Source organism: Snodgrassella sp. ESL0304 (assembly GCF_013344995.1).
Taxonomy (GTDB): Bacteria; Pseudomonadota; Gammaproteobacteria; order Burkholderiales; family Neisseriaceae; genus Snodgrassella; species Snodgrassella alvi.
Genome location: NZ_JAAEDR010000019.1, coordinates 1 through 21,108, shown reverse-complemented (window position 1 = coordinate 21,108; position 21,108 = coordinate 1). Strand labels below are relative to the sequence as shown.

The following is a 21,108-nucleotide window of genomic DNA, read 5'->3' as shown; positions in this document are numbered from 1 at the left end:
TGTCAACCGGTCTGAACACAGCTAATAGCAGCATAAACAGCCTGTCAAGCGGATATGCCAGTATCAATAATCAGGTATCTTCATTAAATCAGGATGCCCTGCAATGGAATGGCGGTATTAGTGCATACGATGCCAGTCATGGAAGCGGAAGTGCACAAAGAATTACCCATGTAGCAGCCGGTAATGTATCAGCAGATTCAACCGATGCAATTAACGGAGGTCAGCTCTTTGCTCTGTCCAGCTCAGCCTCAACCGGACTGAACAGTCTGTCAACCAGCATGAGCAGCATGGCAGACATTCAGCAGGGTAGCATATCCACAATCATTGCTGATAACCTGAAAGATGTAAATCAAAACGTATCCAGCCTGTCAACCGGTCTGAACACAGCTAATAGCAGCATAAACAGCCTGTCAAGCGGATATGCCAGTATCAATAATCAGGTATCTTCATTGAATCAGGATGCCCTGCAATGGAATGGCGGTATTAGTGCATACGATGCCAGTCATGGAAGCGATAGTGCACAAAGAATTACCCATGTAGCTGCCGGTGATGTATCAGCACATTCAACTGATGCAATTAACGGAGGTCAGTTCTTTGCTCTGTCCACCTCAGCTTCAACCGGTCTGAGCAGTCTGTTAACAACTGTTTCCTCAACTGTTTTCGAAAATGTTTCTCCTCAGATCTCCAGTATAAGTAGTTCTCTGTCCACCGGATATGAAGGTCTTTCAAAGAGTGTAGAAACCTTGGCAAGCACTTCTAAATCCATAAAGGGACGAGTGGATTATCTAGAAGAGCATACGATCACATGGAATAGTGATAAAGACGGATTTGATGCAGGCCAAACCAACAACGGTATGACTCGTGATGGTTCTACTCCTTATCGCAAAATTGTGAATCTGGCAAATGGTGATGTAAGTGCAGGTTCGCATGATGCGGTAAATGGCGGCCAGTTATACGAAGTAAAAACTTCGCTGTCTACCGGTCTGAGTTCTTTGTCAACATCTTTGGGTGGCACAAACTTGGGCAGTATGAGTACCAGTATTTCTAATATGCTTACCAGTATCTCTGATCTGAATGCGAATGCGTTACAATGGAATAATAGTAGTAAAGTTTATGATGCTGCTCGCGGAAGTATTGAAGGACAGAGAATTACCGGTGTTAAAAGCGCTAGTATAGCAGCCGGTTCTCTTGATGCAGTGAATGCTGGTCAGTTGTGGGATGTACAACAAAGTATCAATACCTTGTCAACTGGTTTGTCAAGCCTGTCAACAGCAGTAGACGGTCTGCCCGCAGGCACTGGCACTATTTCTAGTGATGCACTGTCGAGTCTGTCAACTGCAATCAGTAAAAGAACAGAAAGTCAGCTTTCTAGTATAACTGCCGGTTTGGGTAAGCCAAGCGGATATGATCCAAGTACAGGTCAGATTACACCGCCTAAATATGAAACTACTACGCCGACAGGCAATATAGTAACTGCTGATAATGTGGCTGACGCTCTGCGGAATATTCAGGATTACGGCACTAAATATGCAAAGAGTAACTCAGCAAAAGCAGCCTCAATCGCTCAGGGAGTTGATTCAGTGGCAATAGGCGGTGCATCAATGGCCAGCGGCACCTCAGCAGTTGCCATAGGTGATTCTGCCAGCGCATCGTCAGCCAATGGTGTTGCTCTGGGCAGTCAGGCGAAAGTAACTCAGAGCGGAGGCGTAGCACTTGGATCCGGATCGGTGGCAAATACAGCAGCCGGTAAAGAGGGCTATATACCGGTAACGGCAACGCAGCAGCAGGCAGCAGCAATCCGGGCAACGAAGAGTACAGAAGGAGCGGTATCTGTAGGAGATGCATCGAAAGGTGTATACCGTCAGATAACCGGGGTTGCCGCGGGTACGGCTGATACTGATGCAGTCAATGTGGCTCAGCTTAAGGGTGTGAATAATCAGATTACCAACATCAATAAGTATGTAAATCAGGTAAATGATCGTGTTCAGCGGACTGAACGCCGCGCCTATTCCGGTACGGCACTGGCCATGGCTCTGTCCGGCGCTTATCTGCCTTCTCTGAATGCCGGTGAACAGGCTGTCGGTGTGGGTGTAGGTACTTATCGTGGCTATACTGCGGTAGGAGCTAATTATAAAGCCATGAGTAACAGCGGTAATATTGGCTGGGGTGCAGGTGTTTCCACTACAGGCAAAGAAGTTGGCTTTAATGCCGGTGTCGGCTTTAAGTGGGGTCGAAATTAAACTGTTTTTACTCAGTAGTCTGACTAACTTCCGGATTTATCTGAATCCGGAAGTTTTTTTATGGTTTGGAAAAATGTTAAGAGATAAAAGATGGCGGATATACTGTATCTTCCCGGTTTACGGATGAATCAATTGGCATCGATTTTATGGATAAAGTGGTTCCCAAGCACAGGATTAATCTGAAAGTATTTAGTTATAATTGGTATGGTTCAGATTGAAAAAATCATAAAATTCTAGTGTGTGTACCGGATATTGACAGGCTGATTTACACATACAGAAGCCGTAGAAGATATTAATATTTAGATACTGTGCGCCGGCTGGCTTTATTGATTTACTATAGTCAGTATTATATATTTAATAACATTAAAATATTATTACATAAACATAGGAATGCCAACATGCATGCTAATCAGCAGACAGCCGGAAAGCAAACTGCACTGGTTGTAGAAGGCGGTGGAATGCGTGCTGCATTCAGCAGCGGTGTTACTGATGCTTTCTTACAGGCAGATTTTAACCCGTTTAGTTTACTGGTCGGAGTATCTTCCGGAGCCAGTACTATTGCCAGTTATCTGGCCGGACAGGAAGGGCGTAATCTGGCTATACTGCTTGATCAGTCCTGCCGGCCGGAGTTTATCAGCTGGGCACGCTTTATCCGTGGCGGCGACCTGATGGATATTGACTGGTTGTGGCAGGTTGTACAACAGGAAAATCCGCTGGATTGTGAGCGTATGTTTGCACGACAGCGTGATTTCAGAGTTGTTTTAAGTAATGCTGTTAGCGGTGAGCCGGAGTATGCTGTGGCTCAGCCCGATTCTTTTCTGGAAGTACTGCGTGCTTCGAGTTCAATTCCGTTTATGATTCGTAAACCGGTAGCAATTGGCGGAGGATTTTATTTTGACGGCGGAGTAGCTGATGCCTTGCCGGTACAGTGGACTCTGTCTCAGCCGGACATCGGTTGTGTGATAGTAATTCGTACCAGAGCGCACAATTATGTGAAGAAAGGTAGTCTGGGTGACAGTCTGCTGGCAAGGCGTTTGCCGGTCAGCGGGTTTGCTCAGGCATTACGGCAGCGGGTAAAGCATTATAATACTACCCTGACATGGATGCGGCAGCCTGAAAACTGCCGGTATATTATTGAAATTAATCCTCCGGATGATGGCAAAATGGCCGGACGTCTGTGCCGGGATGCCGGCCGTTTACGCTACAGTTATGCAGCCGGTCTGGAATGCGGCCGTGCATTATTGCAGCAATGGCCGGTAAATTAATAGTTTTTTTGCCTTAAAGGTAAACGAGTAATTTGGTGAAGTAATGAAAACGGATTCGACTGTATCGAAAACACAGCACCGGCTTAGTCTTTTTGTTGCTATTCTGGCTTTGGCATTTGTTTTACGCGGCCCGCTGACTGGTGTGGGTCCCCTGTTACAGAATATTCAGACGCAGCTGCAGATAAGCAGTACGCTGGCCGGCATGCTGACTACGGTACCATTGCTGACATTTGGTCTGTTTTCGATTTTTATCCCCAGGCTTGCAGCACGTCTGGGCTCGGAGCAGATGGTCTTTTTTGCTTTGTGGATATTAACGCTGGGGTTGGTGCTGCGCTGTGGTTCCGGGCTGTTTCTGCTGCTGACAGGTACGGCTTTGCTCAGCTGTGCCATTGCTGTTGGCAATGTACTGATTCCCAGTATGGTAAAGCAGTATTTTCCGTTTAAAATGGGACTGGTTACTGCATTATATGCACTGGTGATGAATATGGGCGGTGCGGCCGGTTCTGCTTTAAGTGCCCCGCTTGCTCACAGTAATCTATGGGGCTGGCGCGGTGCTCTGGTAATCTGGGTACTACCGGCGCTGGTGGCTATGGTTATCTGGTGGCTGCCTTTTAAAGCAGCCAATGCTGTGCCCAAGGCGGCTGTACGTGCACGTCAGGTAAAGATACACCTGTGGCGTAATCCGCTGGCCTGGCAGGTAACGCTGTTTATGGGATTTCAGTCGTTTCTGTTTTATTCTACAGTTAGCTGGCTGCCGCAGATTGTAGCCAAAGCCGGTGTATCAGCAACGGAAGCCGGTGGCTGGCTCGGGCTGATGCAGCTGGTGATGATACCAACCAATTTGCTGATACCGATTTATGCAGCCAGATTAAAGCAGCAGCACTGGATAGGGTCGATGTGCGGCGTGGCTTTAATCTTGTCGGTATTATTGCTGATGTCGCCATGGCGCAGCTGTTATTTTCCGGCAGTGCTGTTGCTGGGGCTGGGCATCAGCGGGGCTTTCTGTCTAAGCATGATGTTTTTCAGTTTACGCAGCAGCAGTGTTACTGAAGGAGTGCTGTTATCCGGAATGGCACAAACCTGTGGCTATCTGTTTGCAGCTGTGGGTCCAGTCCTGATGGGCGCTCTGCATGACATGATGCATTCCTGGTTTCCGGCATTGTGTCTGATGTTTATTGCCGCGGTCGTTATTACTGTGTCTGGCTGGAATGCCGGTAAAGATCGCAAGTTATCTGATTTTCAGGAATAAAAATATCCACAGTTTTATCCACAAATTTCTGTGGATAAAACTGCCTGCCCGCATACCGGACAATCTGGATTGGCAGCCAGCTGCAGGCGCTGCCATTGAAAAGAACAGGCGTCAAAACAGTGTAGCCAGCAGCCGTCAGGGTGAATACCGGCAATTATCTGCAATGCTTCACTGGCCTGTGCCGCGCCCATAATACCGAGTAAAGGTGCAAAAACTCCGTTTTTGGCACAACTGGCACCTTCATCATTCATTTCTCCTTCAAACAGGCATTGATAGCAGGGGCCGCGACCATCACGAAAATCATATACTGCCAGCTGACCGGCAAATACCAGTGCAGAGGCCGAAACCAATGGTTTGCGTGCATTAAAACAGACCTGATTAATCAGCCGGCGGCTGGCAAAATTGTCGGTACAATCCAGAATGATATCGGTATGCTGAACCAGTTGCTCTAACAGGTTGGCATCTGCTCTGGCTACAATGGGTTGTAATTGGGTCTGCGGATATTGTGTCTGTAGCTGCCGGCACAATATCGCGGCTTTTGCCTGACCGATATCTTGATCATTAAACCAGAACTGGCGTTGCAGATTACTGATTTCGATAGTGTCGTTATCCACAACGGTAATATGCCCTATTCCGCTGGAAGCCAGATAAGTCAGAGCCGGATGTGCCAGACCGCCGGCACCGATTACCAGAACACGGGCAGCAAGAATTGCTTCCTGTCCGGCAATATCCAGCTTATCCAGTAATATATGACGGCTGTAACGCAATAGTTGTTCATCAGTAATCATGATTGTCTCTGGTAGTTGGGTGGTTGTGACTGGTACAGGTGTAGTCTGGTTTATTCTGCCCTGCTATTATAATAGTTTAGTCTAGTTTCTCAGAATATTTATGCGCCATCCTGCCCGTCCGTCCGGTCGGTTTTTATATCGTCTGCGTAGTCATCTGCATCGTGGCGGTTTGATTGCCTATCCTGCAGAAGGCAGTTATGGGCTGGGTTGTCTGCCAGATTGTGTGCCGGCGGTGCGTAAAGTCATTGCATTGAAAAAGCGACCGCAACATAAAGGGCTGATTGTTATTGCTGCTGATTTCACTCAATTACAGCCTTTGCTCGCACCTTTGTCCGCAACCGATATAGCGGCTGTCAGCCGGCAGTGGCCGGCACCCAGAACTTTACTGTTACCGGTACGCAAACAGGTTTCACCTGTGTTACGCGGGCGGGGCCGGCAAACTCTGGCTGTACGGGTTCCGGACCTGGCAACTGCCCGGTTTTTATGCAGAGCAGCAGGTACGGCGCTGGTATCTACTTCTTGTAACCGGGCGGGAAAAAAAACCTGTCGTACCGAACGTGAAGTCAGACGTCAGTTTGGAAAACAGGTGATAATTCTGGGGGGGCGCACCGGCGGAAGAAAACAGCCCAGCCAGATTATTGACTGGGCTTCCGGTAAGCGGCTGCGTTAGTTATTTTATTAATAAGCTGATTTGTAAATAATTTATATCTGTAATTTACAGAATTACTGCGCAGACAATGTTTATATATTTGTAGTTTGCTGTTACTTAGCACATTTTTAATGATTGCGGGCAACGACAAATTGCGCCAGTGCGCGAAGATGAGATGCACGCTGGTCAAAATCGCTTAAAGCATCAATAGCCTGTTGTACCAGATTTTCTGCATACTGGCGTGCTGTAGTCAGCCCCATCAGACTAACGTAGGTAGGTTTATTAGTCCGGGCATCTTTTCCGGCGGTTTTACCCAGTGTGCTGCTATCCTGCTCGTAATCCAGTACATCATCAATAACCTGAAAAGCCAGACCCAGATGAGCGGCATAATGGTCGAGTGCGATTAATGCCTGCTGGCTGATATCCTGACAGCAAAGTCCGCCCAGTGTAACTGCTGCTCTGATCAGCGCACCTGTCTTCAACTGGTGCATGTGTTCCAGCTCGGCCTGATTCAGACCTACCCCTACGCAGGCTAAATCGATAGCCTGTCCGCCGGCCATGCCATGACAGCCGGCAGCCTGTGCCAGAGTCTGTATCATTTGCAGCTGACGCGCAGCGTCCAGACCAGTTGGCCGGCTCAGCAGGCTGAATGCCATACTTTGCAGGGCATCACCAACCAGTAAGGCTGTTGCCGGTGTATATTGTATGTGACAGGCAGGTTTTCCGTGTCGCAGACTGTCGTTATCCATCTCCGGCATATCGTCGTGCACAAGCGAATAGATATGTATGCATTCGATTGCAGCCAGAGCATAATCTGCGGCTTCTGTAACCGCATTACCCAGCTCCGCCGCCGCCAGAACCAGCATCGGCCGCAACCGTTTACCGCCATCCAGCGCCGCATAGCGCATGGCTTCAATCAGTGGTGCGGGAAGTTGTCCGGCTGGGGGAAGTAATCGGGTTAATGTCTCTTCTGTATGTATCTGTACTTGTTTTTGCCAGTCGGCAAAATTACTCCCCTGTTTCAAGCTTCAGCTCCTTTAATTCACCATTATCCAGTACCTGTAGTTTTTGTTCTACCTCAGCCAGCTTCTGCTGGCAGTATTGCACCAGTTCCTGACCATATTCATATGCAGCCAGTGATTCTTCCAGCGGAAGATCATTGTTTTGCATGGATTCAGTTATTTTTTCCAGTTGCTGGATAGCTTCTTCATAGCTTTTGGGGGTTATTTTCTTCATATTATAGGTCTTTACATGAATTTATGGCTATTGTAACACTCGCACTATGGCTATTGCTGCGGATATCTGTATCATACAATTAGTCAGAATCAGCTGATAACCGGATGAAGTATATTTCAGTTTGTGTTATTAAAAGTAATGTGCTTATATAATCAGTAATAATATTTTTATATGCAACAGAATTTATTCATGTAATGAATAATAATACAGATATTTTATTCAGATAAAGGCAAATTTAAATCAATATTTGCTTCTCTAGATATAGAAATTGTTTTTTTAACCGTAAGAATAAAAAGTTATTTGTAAAAATTAATATATTCATATATTAATTATATAAATTGTTATCTGATGCTGATGTTTGAAATAGCAGGCGGAAAACAGTTTTATGTAAAAAAATCAAATAAATTTTGGTTTTTTGTATTATTTTTTTAGCATATGTTTTAATTTTCGGTAATACTTACTATTGTTGCCGGTTGTACGGTGTATAACTTTATATATATCGAAATATTTCCAGCATATTATGCTTTTGGAGTTTTTTAAAATTAGTTCATTATTATGGATTTTATTTGTCAGCAGGTGTTTTTTTGCTGTTTATTTATCTGGTTTTAAAGCATAATGTTGTTTAAAGCATAATTATATTGTGCTAACTTTAAGTAATTGTTTTAATGGAAAATTAAAACATAGAATTATTTAATTTGTATGATTTGACAATCGGATATATGCAAAACAGGGAAGCCTGAGGAGGAATAATGGTGAACTATTTATACAGATACGGTTGTCTGGAACAGAGTAGCAGAGCAGGCATAGAAGCGAAGATTGAGTACTGTCGTTTATAATCGAATAAATAGTGGTTTCTGAATCTGTTTTACAGATTACTTGAGTAGTTTCTTTGTTTTAAGTAGGCGTTATGGGTAAACAAATTTTTTATGAGGAGTCAGGTCAGTTTAAAGTAGCGGAAATAGTTCAGGAAAATGATGCTACTTTTCTGGTTAATACACAACATGGTAAGCGGGCAAAAATCAAGGCCAGCCACGTTTTTCTGGTGTTTGATGGTGATGCTGCGCAATTTTTACAACAGGCTGCTGAAGCAGCTGCCGGTATTGATATCAGTCTGCTCTGGGAAGCGGTAGGCACTGAAAGTGAATTTACCGCAGCCAGTGCAGCCAGTGAATATTTTGGCAATAGCAGCGGGAATATTGAGCTGGCAGCCACACTGATGGCTCTGTATGCAGCGCCTATGTATTTTTACAAAAAAAATAAAGGTGTATTCAAAGCTGCGCCGGCAGAAACATTACAGCAGGCGCTGGCAGCCATTGAACGGCGCAAACAGCAGGAAGAACAAGTCAATGGCTGGATACAGGAATTGCTGGCCGGTCGCCTGCCGGATGAGATTGCTGCTGAAGCCAAAATGATTCTGCATGCACCTGATAAACAAAGTCTGAAATACAAAGCAGTGGTCAAAGCTGCTGATCAGAAAAAAACCTCACTGTTTGCCCTGCTCCAGAGTGTTGGTGCAGTACCGCCTTTGCCTGAATATTTTCTGGATGGTTTTTTACTTACTCAGTTTCCCAAAGGTGCGGATTGTGGTCATTATCCTGTACCGGTTATGCACAATCTGCCAGATGCCGATACCTCAGTAAGCGCATTTTCCATTGATGACATTGAAACCAGTGAGGTAGATGATGCATTCAGTGTGCGTGACCTGCCCAATGGCAACAAACTGGTCGGAATTCATATAGCTGCCCCGGCTCTGGCAATAGATGCTGAGTCTTTGCTGGAAAAGCTGATATTTGAACGTTTAAGTACTGTGTATTATCCCGGCAGTAAAATTACCATGCTGCCGGATAACTGGATAGCTGCTTTCAGTCTGGATGAAGGAGCAGCACGACCGGCAGTCAGTCTGTATGCAGAAATCAATCCGCAGTTTGAGGTGATACGTTATGAATCACGAATTGAATCGGTGTATATAGACTGTAATTTACGTATTGAAAATATTGAGCAGGCATTTCAGCCTTTGCAGCCGCGCGGTGATACGGAAGCTTTTGCACATCAGCATGAAATGAACTGGTTATATGATTTTGCTGTGGCCAGAATGCAGGCGCGGGGTAAATATGATCCGGAACGTTTACCGCAGTACGATTATGGAATTAAGCTTGGGGCGGATAATACTGTACATATCAGTGTGCGTGAACGCGGAGCACCAATTGATACGCTGGTCAGTGAGCTGATGATTTTTGCCAACAGCACCTGGGCGCAGATGCTGGACGAGGCTGAAATGGCTGGATTATTCCGTGTACAGCCTACCGGCAGAGTACGGATGAGTACTCAGTCTGAGCCGCATATTGGTCTGGGGCTGAAACATTATGCCTGGTTTACTTCACCACTGCGCCGTGCTACTGATTATATTAACCAGAAGCAGCTGATCAGTTTACTGGATCCGGACGCAGAGCCACGTTTTGAACCGCAGGATGCCATGCTGTTTGCGGTATTGCGTGATTTTGAGTCGGCTTATGCAGCCTACAATGATTTTCAGCGCCATATGGAAGCATACTGGAGTCTGATATATATTCAGCAGGAACAGTTGCAGGAGCTGACCGCTCAGTTAATACGTGATGATTTAGTGCGTATTGAAGGCCTGCCACTGGTAAGCCGTGTTAACGGTGTACCGGTTGATGCCATGCCAAAATGCCGGATGAAGGTATCGATAACCGGAATCGATCCGATACAGGTAAGTGTCGGACTAAACTATATTAATGTTTTGCTGCCGGCAGATAATGTCAGCCAAATATCCGGCTGAATTATTTAAAATGCTTTGAAGATTACCTGATGGATGGTGCACGATTAGATTGGCTACTTTGCTGACAGTATAAATATACGGGTGTGACCGTTGATTCTTTGTCTGCCTGATTGTTTTCAGGCCGTATGATTGTGCTTCGGTCAGAAATAACTTTTACTTAAAACCTTGTTTTTATACATGCAGCCCATATATGGGTTGCATTTCTATTATCTATCCGGTTTTGCTGTTCAGGCATCCTGCTGTTTAAGAGCAGGTTGCCTGCAAACCTTTGGAATAAAATTATGACTGAAGTAGATTTTTATGAAGTACTGGGTATAAGCCGTACTGCAGGGGATGAGGAAATCAAAAAAGCTTATCGTAAGCTGGCCATGAAATACCATCCTGACCGTAATCAGGGCGATAAAAACGCCGAAGAAAAATTTAAAGAAGTACAGCGTGCTTATGAAGTATTGTCTGATTCTCAAAAACGTGCTGCTTATGACCAGTTTGGACATGCCGGTGTAGACGGCAATATGGGTGCCGGAGCCGGCGGCTTTTCCGGCGGTTTTGATTTTGGTGATATTTTCAGCCAGATGTTTGGCGGCGGAGCCGGCGGACGGTCGCAGCAGAATAATCAGGGCGCTGATTTACAATATAATATTGAAATCAGTCTGGAAGAGGCTGCGCGCGGTATTAAGAAAAAAATCACTATTCCTACTCATGAAGAATGTGATGTCTGTCACGGCAGTGGTGCTAAAGTCGGGACTTCAGCCACTACCTGCAGCATGTGTGGCGGCAGTGGTGTCGTTCACGTACGGCAGGCCATTTTTCAGTTACAGCAGACCTGCCCGACCTGTCACGGCAGTGGTAAACAGATTAAGGATCCGTGTGTTAAATGTCATGGCGACGGACTGGTAAAAACCCGCAAGACTGTTGAGGTTTCTATTCCGGCCGGTATTGATGACGGTCAGCGTATCCGCCTGAGCGGTGAAGGTGAACCCGGTAAGCATGGTGCGCCTGCCGGTGATTTATATGTGATGGTGAACGTGCGCCCGCATCCGGTCTTTGAGCGTGACGGCATGGATCTGCACTGTGAATTGCCTATCAGTTTTACGATAGCAGCGCTTGGCGGGGAGGTTGAGGTGCCTACGCTGGATGGTAAAGTTAAACTGAATATTCCGAAAGAAACACAAACCGGTCGTCGCATGCGGGTACGTGGTAAAGGAATTAAATCTGTACGTTCGGCTGCTGTGGGTGATTTATATTGTCATATCGTGGTAGAGACACCGGTAAATCTGACCGATCGTCAGCGTGAATTACTGGAAGAGTTTGAAAAAATCTCTACCGGTATGGATAGGGCTCAGACGCCGCGGCAAAAATCATTCATGGACAAACTGCGCGATTTATTTGAATAAAATACGAAAGTACCACAGTTTAGAAGTGTTTATTCCGGATGTATGAATAATTAATACTGGTTATACTGTGTAAAAGCCCGCAGAGCATAATTTTTCTGCGGGCTTTTGTTATCAGAAGAAAAGATACAGGCCGGTTAAGGCTTGCTTCTGCTGAAACTGGCAGAAAAAAATGATTTGTCGCATTTCCTGTTGATGAAAAGCGTAAGCAGGCGTTTTAGTGAATTAAATTCCGCTAAATATGCAGGATATGGCTAGTGTGTAATCACAAAGGCGTTTAAGCTGAAACTGACTGAACAATTTAATCTGTATTGACCAGGAAATAAATTATCGCTCCGTTTACCGAAAGGTGCAGGAGCGACAGGGAGATTTGGTACAACAACTGAATCATTGTGGACAAATTTGTAGTATTTAACTGGATAAAAATCAGTCTTTATGCTTAATCCCTTATAAAACAAGGGTTATGACATAATAAATACTATTTATTTTACTGATTATCTGTGGATAATTCTGTGGATAATTATTGACTCAAAAAATGGTCAGGCCAGTTCTGCACGTAATTGTGCAGCCAGCTGCGCCAGTTCTGCCTGATCAGCAGCCACACTTTCATGTTTACCCAGTTCATGAATATGTCCGGGAATCAGATGAATGTGATAATGAAATACAGACTGACCAGCCTGTTCGCCGGACAACTGTAATTGCACAACGCCATTACGATGTAACACTTTACGTTGCGCATTAATAATCTTTTTGGCTGCACTGAATACGGCAGCAAGGTAATCTTGCGGCATGTCAGTTAACTCTATTGCTTCACATTTAGGAATTACCAGTACATGGCCGCGTGCCTGTGGCATCACATCCATAAAGGCCAGTGTCTGCTCATCCTCATAAACTTTATGGCAAGGAATTTCACCACGGATAATTCGGGCAAAGATATTGTTACTGTCGTATTGTTGCATGACTGTCTCCTCTCAGGCTTTTGCTTACCAGCCGTTACCTGAGCAATTGTTTAAGAAATAATACTTAGCTTGCTTTTGGCAAATACGGTATCTAGCTCTTTAATCCCCTGTTTACCGAAATTGATGGTCAGGCGTGCCCCTTCAGCTTTCCGGGTAGCATCTATGATGACACCTGTGCCGAAACGTTCATGATAAACATTCTGTCCTAGCTGAAAGCCGTCAAAATCCGTGCTCTCCTGTGTTTCTGCCAGTTTGCTGCGGCTGTGAAACGGATTGGTTCGCTGCGTGGACTGCTGCCGGGCTATCAGAGAGTTTCTGTGAGCAGACAAATATTGCAATACCTCTTCCGGTATTTCATCCACAAAGCGTGATGGCAGGGCAAAATGCGTTTGTCCGTGTAACAGGCGTTGTTCTGCCATTGTTAAATACAGGCGCTTACGTGCTCTGGTAATCGCTACATACATCAGGCGCCGCTCTTCTTCCAGCCCGTCGCGTTCGGCCATGCTGTATTCACTGGGGAATAAACCTTCTTCCAGCCCTGTCAGAAATACACCGTCAAATTCCAGCCCCTTGGCTGCATGCACAGTCATTAACTGCAAGGCATCTTCACCCTGTCCGGCCTGATGCTCTCCTGCTTCCAGTGAGGCAGTACTTAAAAAAGACAGTACCGGAAATAAAGGATCGTTTTCATCATACTCAGGTTCCATATCAAAACCGGATTCCTGCGGTTTAAATGCCACTGCCGCATTCAGTAATTCTTCCAGGTTATTGATGCGTTCCTGCTGTTCACCTTTCTGGGTACGGTAGTGTTCCATCAGACCGCTATCATAGATGGCAGCAGCCATCAGTTCCTGCAGAGAAACTTGCGCAGCCTGTTGCTGTAAATTTTCAATCAGGCGGATAAAAGCAGCAATTTTACTGTTTTTCGCTGATAAACTGATGGCCGCCTGCCATAACGAAGTATGAGCTTCATTGGCTGCTGCCTGAATGTTTTCAACACTCCGCGCACCGATGCCACGTGCCGGCACATTGATTACGCGTAATAAGGCATTATCATCATTGGGGTTAACCGCCAGACGCAGGTAAGCCAGTGCATGTTTGATTTCCTGACGCTCATAAAAGCGCAGGCCGCCATAAATTTTGTAAGGTATACCGGCGCGGAACAGAGCCTGTTCCAGAACCCGCGACTGGGCATTACTGCGATACAGTACAGCCATCTGCATATAATTCAGCCCTTCGCGGTGTAAAGCCTTCACTTCATCAACCACAAACTGTGCTTCTTCAAGATCATTAATTGCCTGAAGCACACGGATTTTTTCTCCATCGCCGGCCTGAGTGTGCAGATTTTTACCCAGACGGCTGGCGTTGTGTGCAATCACCGCGTTGGCTGCTGTCAGAATATTGCCTACCGAACGGTAATTTTGTTCCAGCCGGATGGGTTCGCCAACATGAAATTCATTCAGAAAGCGGGTCATATTGGCTACTTCGGCACCGCGAAAGCGATAAATACTCTGGTCATCATCTCCCACAGCAAAAACCGCTGCATGCTCTCCGGCCAGTAATTTTAGCCATGCATACTGTAATTTATTTGTATCCTGAAATTCATCAATCAGCACATGATTAAAACGGTTCTGGTAATGATTGCGCAATATTTCATTACTCTGCAGAATTTCATAACTGCGTAACATTAATTCCGCGAAATCCACTACACCTTCATTCCGGCACAAACTGTCATAGGCGGCATAACATTCAATCATTTGCCGTTCATGCGGGTCGCGGGCCGATAAACGCGAAGCACGCAATCCGTTTTCTTTTTGTGCATTAATGAATCCCTGCAGACTGCGCGGTGAGATAATTTCTTCAGCAATATTCAGTTGTTTGAGCAAGCGCTTGACTACAGAAAGCTGATCACCCATATCCAGAATCTGAAATGTCTTAGGCAGTGCTGCTTCCTGATGGTGCAGTCGTAAAAACCGATGGCACAGCCCGTGAAAAGTCCCCAGCCACATCGCCCGTACCGAAACCGGTAACAGCGTGCTCAGGCGCAATTGCATTTCTTTAGCCGCCTTATTGGTAAAGGTAACGGCCAGAATGCTGTGTACACTGGCCTGACCAGTCTGCAATAACCAGGCAATACGTGTGGTTAGTACTCTGGTTTTACCACTTCCTGCACCCGCCAGTACCAGTGCCGGTTGTGCAGGCCAGGTAACGGCGGCTAATTGTTCACTATTAAGACCGGTCAGCAGACCGGCAGAAGATAAAATTTCCATAGCGCTTATTGTAGCTGATTAAGCCTGAAAAATCGCTTTGAAAAATATGCTTATGGCTTATTTTATGCAGCACAAGAAGATTTATCTGACATCTGCACAAACTGAGCTTAAGCAGGACAATGTATGTTGCGTAAAATTCTGGCTGACGATACCAAAAAAGAGCAGAGCAAAATATCAGCGCTTTGCCGAATATCTGCCCTGCTCCTTTAATAAATCAGATTGCCGGTTGCAGATTAGTCCGGCGTGCTGAGCGGGCTGAGTCCGGGTAAGTCGGCAAAGCTGCGTTCGCGCACAATCTGGCAGAAATTATCCAGATAGCTTTTATTACTGTCTGTTTCGCGCATGGCGGCATACAATTCACTTTGCAGCGGTACATCACCAATCTGCCGTGCTACTACATAGCCTTTTTCCAGATACGGCATAACCGTCCAGTAAGGCAAGGCAGCAATGCCGCGCCGGCTGGAAACCAGCTGAATAATGGCTATCGTCAGTTCACTGTTACGCCGTGCCGGCTGTACCCCGGCCGGTTTTAAAACCTTACGCAGTAAATCCAGCATATCATCCGGTACCGGATAGGTGATCAGTGTTTCATTCTCAAAATCCTGAGCCTGCCATACACTTTTAGCCGCCAGCGGATGATCCTTCGCGCAAATGCCGACCATTTCATAGGCAAACAATGGCTGAAAAATAATCCCCGGCTGCGGAGCATATTCGGATACGATTGCCAGATCAGCACGGTGAGTCAGCAATAACCCAACCGGATCGGCCTGAAAGCCGGAGACAATATCCAGCTCTACTTTAGGCCACAGCGCCCGGAAAGCATCCATGGCCGGCATCAGCCAGTCAAAGCAGGTATGGCACTCTACCGCTACCCTCAGCTCTCCTGCCTCACCTTCAATTATCTGTGCCATATCCAGCTCTGCTACTGTAACCAGTGGCGTGATTTCTCGTGCCAGCTGTAACAGCCGCACACCTACCGGAGTAAAGTGAATCGGGTTGGATTTACGTTCAAACAGGGGGGTACCATAAAACTGTTCCAGAACACGAATCTGGTGTGAAAGTGCAGACTGGGTCAGAAAAACCCTTTTTGCCGCCATCGATACGCTGCCGGTTTCTTCCAGAGCCAGCAAAGTGCGCAGATGGCGCAGTTCAATAATCGACTCCATGTATTCCGCCTTTGATGAGTATTTTTAACTACAAATTCAAGTTAAAAAATTCATAAACAGCCAGACTGCTTATAAATATCATTTATATGAATAGAACAATAATTACCTTACTGATAGCCAGTTATCTATTTACAAACTTAACACCTGTATACCATATCATACTCTTGGATAACACTAGCCTGAAATATAGTATTAAAAAAATTCATACAGAACTGCAAAATTTATCGCTTGTCGTAATATCATAACTCACGCACACTGGTCGTTATTGAAATCCATCATTCGTAATAGGGAGAAACAAATATGAATACATTCCATCTGTCTGGTTATCCGCGTGTTGGTGCCAAGCGTGAATTAAAATTTGCCGTTGAAGCATTCTGGAAAGGCGCAAAAAGCGAAGCCGAGCTGCGCCAGACAGCGGCAGATATCCGCCAGAAAAACTGGGCAACCCAGATTGCCGCTGGTGCCGATCTGCTGCCGGTAGGTGATTTTTCATATTACGACCACGTACTGGATACACTGTGTGCACTGGGCGCCATTCCGGCACGTTTTGGTTTTGACGCAGATAAACTGACCCTGTCTCAGTATTTTGAACTGGCACGCGGTAATGCCAGTCAGGTAGCAATGGAAATGACCAAATGGTTTGATACCAACTACCACTATATCGTACCTGAATGGCATCAGAACACCAGTTTCAAGGCCAATGCAGCCAGTCTGATTGCCCAGATAGAAGAAGCCAAAGCCACCGGACATGATATTAAACCTACACTGGTGGGTCCGCTTACTCTGTTGTGGCTGGGTAAAGAAAAAGATGCCGGTCATAATCGTCTGGAATTATTGCCGCGTCTGCTGCCTGAATATCAGAAACTGTTACGTGAACTGGCCAATGCCGGTGTTGACTGGATACAGATTGACGAACCGATTCTTGCCGTAGATATTGCCCGTGAGTGGCTGGATGCCTTTGCTCCCACTTATCAGGAGCTGGCGATTACCGGTACCCGTATTATTATCGGCACCTATTTTGGCAGCGTTGCCGAACATATTAATCTGCTCAAAAACCTGCCGGTTAACGGCGTACATATTGATTGTGTGCGGGCACCTGAGCAACTGGCTGAATTTGCCAATGCATGGCCGGAAAATAAAGTATTGTCGGTTGGTCTGATCGACGGACGTAACGTATGGCGCGCCAATCTGCGTGAAGTGATAGAACTGCTGGCGCCGGTAGCTACTCAGCTGGGTAATAATTTATGGATTGCGCCGAGTTGCTCACTGTTGCATAGTCCGCAGGATTTAAGTGTAGAGGAGAAACTTAACCCTGAAATCAAAAACTGGCTTGCCTTTGCTGCCCAGAAACTACAGGAACTGGGTATCATCAAACAGGCACTGGCACACGGTAAAGATTCCGTACAGGAAGCTCTTGCTGCTTCTGATGCTGCGGCTGCCGGACGCAAAACCAGTAAACTGATTCATAATGATAAAGTTGCACAACGCGTAGCCAGCCTGCGCGAACATGCCGACCAGCGTCATAGCCCGTTTGCACAACGGATTGAAAAACAACAGCAATGGATGAATCTGCCTTTGCTGCCAACCACCACTATCGGTTCATTTCCGCAAACACAGGAAATTCGTCAGGCACGCGCTGCCTTTAAAAAGGGTGAACTGAGCGCTGCCGATTACGAAGCGGCCATGAAAAAAGACATTGCCTACTGTGTTGAGCAGCAGGAACAGCTGGATATCGATGTACTGGTACATGGTGAAGCTGAGCGCAATGATATGGTTGAATACTTTGGTGAACAGCTGGATGGTTACTGCTTTACTCAGTATGGCTGGGTACAGAGCTATGGTTCCCGCTGTGTTAAACCACCGATTATTTTTGGTGATGTGGCACGCCCGAAAGCCATGACTGTTGCCTGGTCTTCTTATGCACAATCTCTGACCAAACGCCCGATGAAAGGTATGCTTACCGGACCGGTAACCATGATGAAATGGAGTTTTGTACGCAACGATGTACCATTAAGTCTGGTGTGCAAACAGATTGCGCTGGCACTGAACGACGAAGTACTGGATCTGGAAAAAGCCGGTATTCGTGTTATTCAGATTGATGAGCCGGCCATTCGTGAAGCCTTGCCGCTGAAACGTGCGCAATGGGATGAATATCTGGCCTGGGCATGTGAATCATTCCGCCTCACTTCCACTGATGCGGATGACAGCACTCAGATTCATACACATATGTGCTATTCTGAATTTAATGATATTCTGCCGGCTATTGCCAGCATGGATGCTGATGTAATTACCATTGAAACTTCCCGTTCTGATATGGAATTACTGGATGCTTTTGTTAAATTCAGCTATCCGAATGATATCGGCCCCGGTGTATATGATATCCACAGCCCGCGTGTGCCTACCGAAGCCGAAGTCGAACATCTGTTGCGTAAAGCACTGAAAGTCATTGATCAGCGTCGGTTGTGGGTAAATCCGGATTGTGGTCTGAAAACACGCGGATGGCCGGAAACCAAAGCAGCACTGGAAGTTATGGTTAATGTAACCAAAAAACTGCGTGCAGAATTAACTGCATAATTCAGATTTAGCTTATCACACCGCCCCGGTTTGCCGGGGCGGTTTTGTATGCTCGATTGGTAGAATATACCAATAATATTTTAGTTAATTTTACTTTTAATCAAACAAGATAATCAGGCATCTGTATGTGCTTATAAATTGGAATATATCTGAGTAAATACTCAGTTCATCATATAAATACATAATTTATGCATATATCATTAAATATTACTGATATCCGATAAAATATTTATCCAATATCAGACAAACCCTATTCATTATTATTTACAATGGGTAAAAAAATTTAATCTAACTCAATTAATATAAACTAATAATAGTTTACTATTGTTGTAAATTTTATTTATTAATAGAATTTTAATTGTCATTTATCTAATGAAAATTTTTTAATTACTTGGGAGATAAAGTTGGCTAAAGGATATTTTTTAAGAGTTGGGGATCGTACGACTTGTGGCGGTAAAATTATCAGTGGTGACAGTATGATCTTATGGCATGGTAGTGCTGCCGCATGGGAGGGCGATTGGGTTACCTGTGGAAGACATAGCGGAACCTACCGTATTACCGGAGGAGTCGTCAATATGTTTAATCCATCAAAAAAATTAGCTGGTTCAATCAGCAGTATCAGTACTTGTCCATGTAAAGCACGCTTAATTCCTTCCATAACTGACAGCTATATTGAAGACAGACTATCTAAATCTGTTAGCAGTATGCCGTATTCCCGCCGCTTTTATATTAAAACCCCTGAAAACGTTAATACTTATGGTGTGGCTTATGCTATCAAAACGGCTTCAGGTATCGTAACGGGAGAATCAAACTGCGATGGACATATGCATACCGTACAAACTTCGCAGCCTGAGCAGATAGAAGTAAGCTATTTAGTTCAAACTGAGATAGGGATGTAATTATGGCAGAATTAAAAACCCACACTATGAAATCAGCACCCAAGACTACTCTGAATGCAGATATTTTTACCTTAGACCAGATTCCTGCTGCTATGGATAAAATGGGCTGGAAAGTTGCAGCACAGCTGATGCGGCACTGGTTTAACGGAAAACCGGCTAAACCTTTCACTGATGAGACAAAAACTCTTTATGTAACAGGACCGGCAATAAATATACCGCCCGAACATGTAAATGATTCTATTGTAAAAATGCAATGGGCAATGAAATTTGAACCTGTACAGAAAGCGATTAAATATTTAAAGAAAGAATGGCGAAGTGAAAGGGGATTAGAAGAGCTACAAAAAAGACTTATTAAAAATAAAGGTAAGCTTGAAAAACTAAATGATGTTAAAATAATTGATACAAATTTATATGTAAATTCAACTAAAATTGGAAAAGCTGATTACGGCCCTTACGGTACTTACGGTCCTTACGATTCTTATTACGGCCTTTCCGGTATTTCTGGTGCCTCCGGTTCCGGCTACAGCTACTATAGTTACTACGGATCTGGAATGGCCATTGATGATTTTATGGGCGCGATAGGCTTGTCAACATTAAAAATTGTGCCATGTGGTTATCAAACGGTACGTGGCGGAAAAAATGTCTTTATCACTGAAAAAATCGGTTTTTATATAAAAGATACCTATGATTTTCTCGGTAGGCAATTTCTGGGTGTCTGGAATAAAAATGAAATGCTTGGTGCTGCAAAGGCGAAAGAATATCTAAATCTTTTTGACTCAAAAAATTGGGAGCGAATATATAATTTGGCTATGCAAAATTATGCAATGGTTTGGAATAGTGATTTCAGAAAATGGCAGGAAAATAAAAAAACTGGTATTGATTTTGTAGTTTTTTCGGATGTTTACTGGGATGACCCTTTAGATGAGCATAGAGAAATTAAATTAGATGCTAAATAATTTAGAAATTTTTTCAGCTTTGTCTGGTTTGATTTCTATTGATTATTTATAACCATTTCCGCAAAGTTGGAAATTATTTGGTTTGACTATTTCCTGAATAGATATTGATGCCGGATTAAAATTTTCCGGGCGTGATGAAAAATATTTAGCTTTTTTAGAAAAAGTGATGGTTATGATGATATTAATATCAATATCAAATTAAACAAAACCATAGGAAATAAAATGAAACATAATATCCATATATTTTTTAAAAATATACTACGCAAAAATGCTGTATTTATAAAAATTATATTAGTGTTAATTATGGTGATGTGGTGGTGGTTTTTCTCGTCCTCCAGTTTTTATGGTGATTTTAATCTGTGCAATACAATAAACGGAGAGGATCGTGAGTATTACATAAATGTATATGAGCATCTGCCAACAACTCCATTGGCGGTTTATAAATTGATACAGGGGAAGCGATATTTTTATGTTTTATATAACAAACAAGGTAAGAAAATATGGCATTCCCCCCATTATGCTTATCTATACGATAATGTAAATCCTTTGTTTATTCCTACTAAAGACAGTAAATTATTAAGATATTCAGAAGAGGACTGGAGTGACGCTGATATAAAAAATAAAATCAAGGAAGTATACGGTGATATAGAGCATAATCAGCATTAAAGA

General features: G+C 44.6%; 16 protein-coding genes. 10 read left to right on the top strand and 6 right to left on the bottom strand.

Features of this window, described 5'->3' with window-relative positions; genetic code table 11:
- The 3 genes from GYX91_RS10915 to GYX91_RS10905 form a co-directional block, all read left to right on the top strand.
- Nucleotides 1–2,240 (top strand): YadA family autotransporter adhesin (locus GYX91_RS10915; protein WP_174830809.1); only part of this gene is annotated, 2,240 nt, incomplete at its 5' end.
- Nucleotides 2,241–2,638: 398 nt separating this feature from the next.
- Complete coding sequence (locus tag GYX91_RS10910; RefSeq protein ID WP_174830808.1) at nt 2,639–3,505, top strand: patatin family protein; 867 nt, start codon at nt 2,639–2,641, stop codon at nt 3,503–3,505.
- 43 nt (nt 3,506–3,548) lie between these two features.
- The gene (locus tag GYX91_RS10905; RefSeq protein WP_084548547.1) at nt 3,549–4,754 is read left to right on the top strand and encodes an MFS transporter; all 1,206 of its coding nucleotides are present in this window, start codon (nt 3,549–3,551) and stop codon (nt 4,752–4,754) included.
- 14 nt (nt 4,755–4,768) lie between these two features.
- On the opposite strand, the gene GYX91_RS10900 is transcribed toward GYX91_RS10905, so the two are convergent.
- The gene (locus GYX91_RS10900) at nt 4,769–5,542 is read right to left on the bottom strand and encodes a HesA/MoeB/ThiF family protein (protein ID WP_174830807.1); all 774 of its coding nucleotides are present in this window, start codon (nt 5,540–5,542) and stop codon (nt 4,769–4,771) included.
- 100 nt (nt 5,543–5,642) lie between these two features.
- On the opposite strand from GYX91_RS10900, the gene GYX91_RS10895 reads away from it, so the two are divergent.
- A complete protein-coding gene (locus tag GYX91_RS10895) occupies nt 5,643–6,212 on the top strand; it encodes an L-threonylcarbamoyladenylate synthase (protein WP_174830806.1) in 570 nt (189 codons plus the stop codon).
- A gap of 107 nt (nt 6,213–6,319) precedes the next feature.
- Here the strand turns inward: GYX91_RS10895 and GYX91_RS10890 are convergent, their stop codons facing one another.
- Complete coding sequence (locus GYX91_RS10890; protein ID WP_238791346.1) at nt 6,320–7,216, bottom strand: polyprenyl synthetase family protein; 897 nt, start codon at nt 7,214–7,216, stop codon at nt 6,320–6,322.
- Nucleotides 7,200–7,427 (bottom strand): exodeoxyribonuclease VII small subunit, encoded by a 228-nt coding sequence (locus tag GYX91_RS10885; protein WP_025331809.1) that lies wholly within the window; start codon nt 7,425–7,427, stop codon nt 7,200–7,202. The genes GYX91_RS10890 and GYX91_RS10885 overlap by 17 nt, the downstream gene beginning before the upstream one ends.
- A 907-nt stretch (nt 7,428–8,334) precedes the next feature.
- Between GYX91_RS10885 and GYX91_RS10880 the strand changes: the two genes are divergently transcribed.
- Nucleotides 8,335–10,224 (top strand): ribonuclease catalytic domain-containing protein, encoded by a 1,890-nt coding sequence (locus GYX91_RS10880; protein ID WP_174830805.1) that lies wholly within the window; start codon nt 8,335–8,337, stop codon nt 10,222–10,224.
- A gap of 281 nt (nt 10,225–10,505) precedes the next feature.
- Nucleotides 10,506–11,618 carry a molecular chaperone DnaJ gene (gene dnaJ / locus GYX91_RS10875; protein ID WP_038649101.1) on the top strand — a complete coding sequence of 371 codons (1,113 nt, stop codon included), beginning with the start codon at nt 10,506–10,508 and terminating at the stop codon, nt 11,616–11,618.
- Nucleotides 11,619–12,154: 536 nt separating this feature from the next.
- On the opposite strand, the gene GYX91_RS10870 is transcribed toward dnaJ, so the two are convergent.
- From GYX91_RS10870 to GYX91_RS10860, 3 genes are all read right to left on the bottom strand, one after another.
- Nucleotides 12,155–12,574: an HIT family protein gene (locus GYX91_RS10870; protein WP_025331807.1), complete on the bottom strand. Its 420-nt coding sequence runs from the start codon at nt 12,572–12,574 to the stop codon at nt 12,155–12,157.
- 50 nt (nt 12,575–12,624) lie between these two features.
- The gene (locus tag GYX91_RS10865) at nt 12,625–14,844 is read right to left on the bottom strand and encodes a UvrD-helicase domain-containing protein (protein WP_174830804.1); all 2,220 of its coding nucleotides are present in this window, start codon (nt 14,842–14,844) and stop codon (nt 12,625–12,627) included.
- A 233-nt stretch (nt 14,845–15,077) separates the two neighbouring features.
- Nucleotides 15,078–16,010 (bottom strand): LysR family transcriptional regulator, encoded by a 933-nt coding sequence (locus tag GYX91_RS10860; protein ID WP_078475248.1) that lies wholly within the window; start codon nt 16,008–16,010, stop codon nt 15,078–15,080.
- Nucleotides 16,011–16,310: 300 nt separating this feature from the next.
- Between GYX91_RS10860 and metE the strand changes: the two genes are divergently transcribed.
- The 4 genes from metE (at nt 16,311) to GYX91_RS10840 (ending at nt 21,105) form a co-directional block, all read left to right on the top strand.
- The gene (metE, locus tag GYX91_RS10855; protein ID WP_041879778.1) at nt 16,311–18,584 is read left to right on the top strand and encodes a 5-methyltetrahydropteroyltriglutamate--homocysteine S-methyltransferase; all 2,274 of its coding nucleotides are present in this window, start codon (nt 16,311–16,313) and stop codon (nt 18,582–18,584) included.
- A 404-nt stretch (nt 18,585–18,988) separates the two neighbouring features.
- Nucleotides 18,989–19,483, top strand: coding sequence for a PAAR domain-containing protein (locus GYX91_RS10850; protein WP_144235862.1), 495 nt, complete (start codon nt 18,989–18,991; stop codon nt 19,481–19,483).
- Nucleotides 19,484–19,485: 2 nt separating this feature from the next.
- The gene (locus GYX91_RS10845) at nt 19,486–20,439 is read left to right on the top strand and encodes a DUF6402 family protein (protein ID WP_078475247.1); all 954 of its coding nucleotides are present in this window, start codon (nt 19,486–19,488) and stop codon (nt 20,437–20,439) included.
- 222 nt (nt 20,440–20,661) lie between these two features.
- Nucleotides 20,662–21,105, top strand: coding sequence for a DUF6201 family protein (locus GYX91_RS10840; RefSeq protein WP_025331799.1), 444 nt, complete (start codon nt 20,662–20,664; stop codon nt 21,103–21,105).
- Nucleotides 21,106–21,108: the final 3 nt, after the last annotated feature.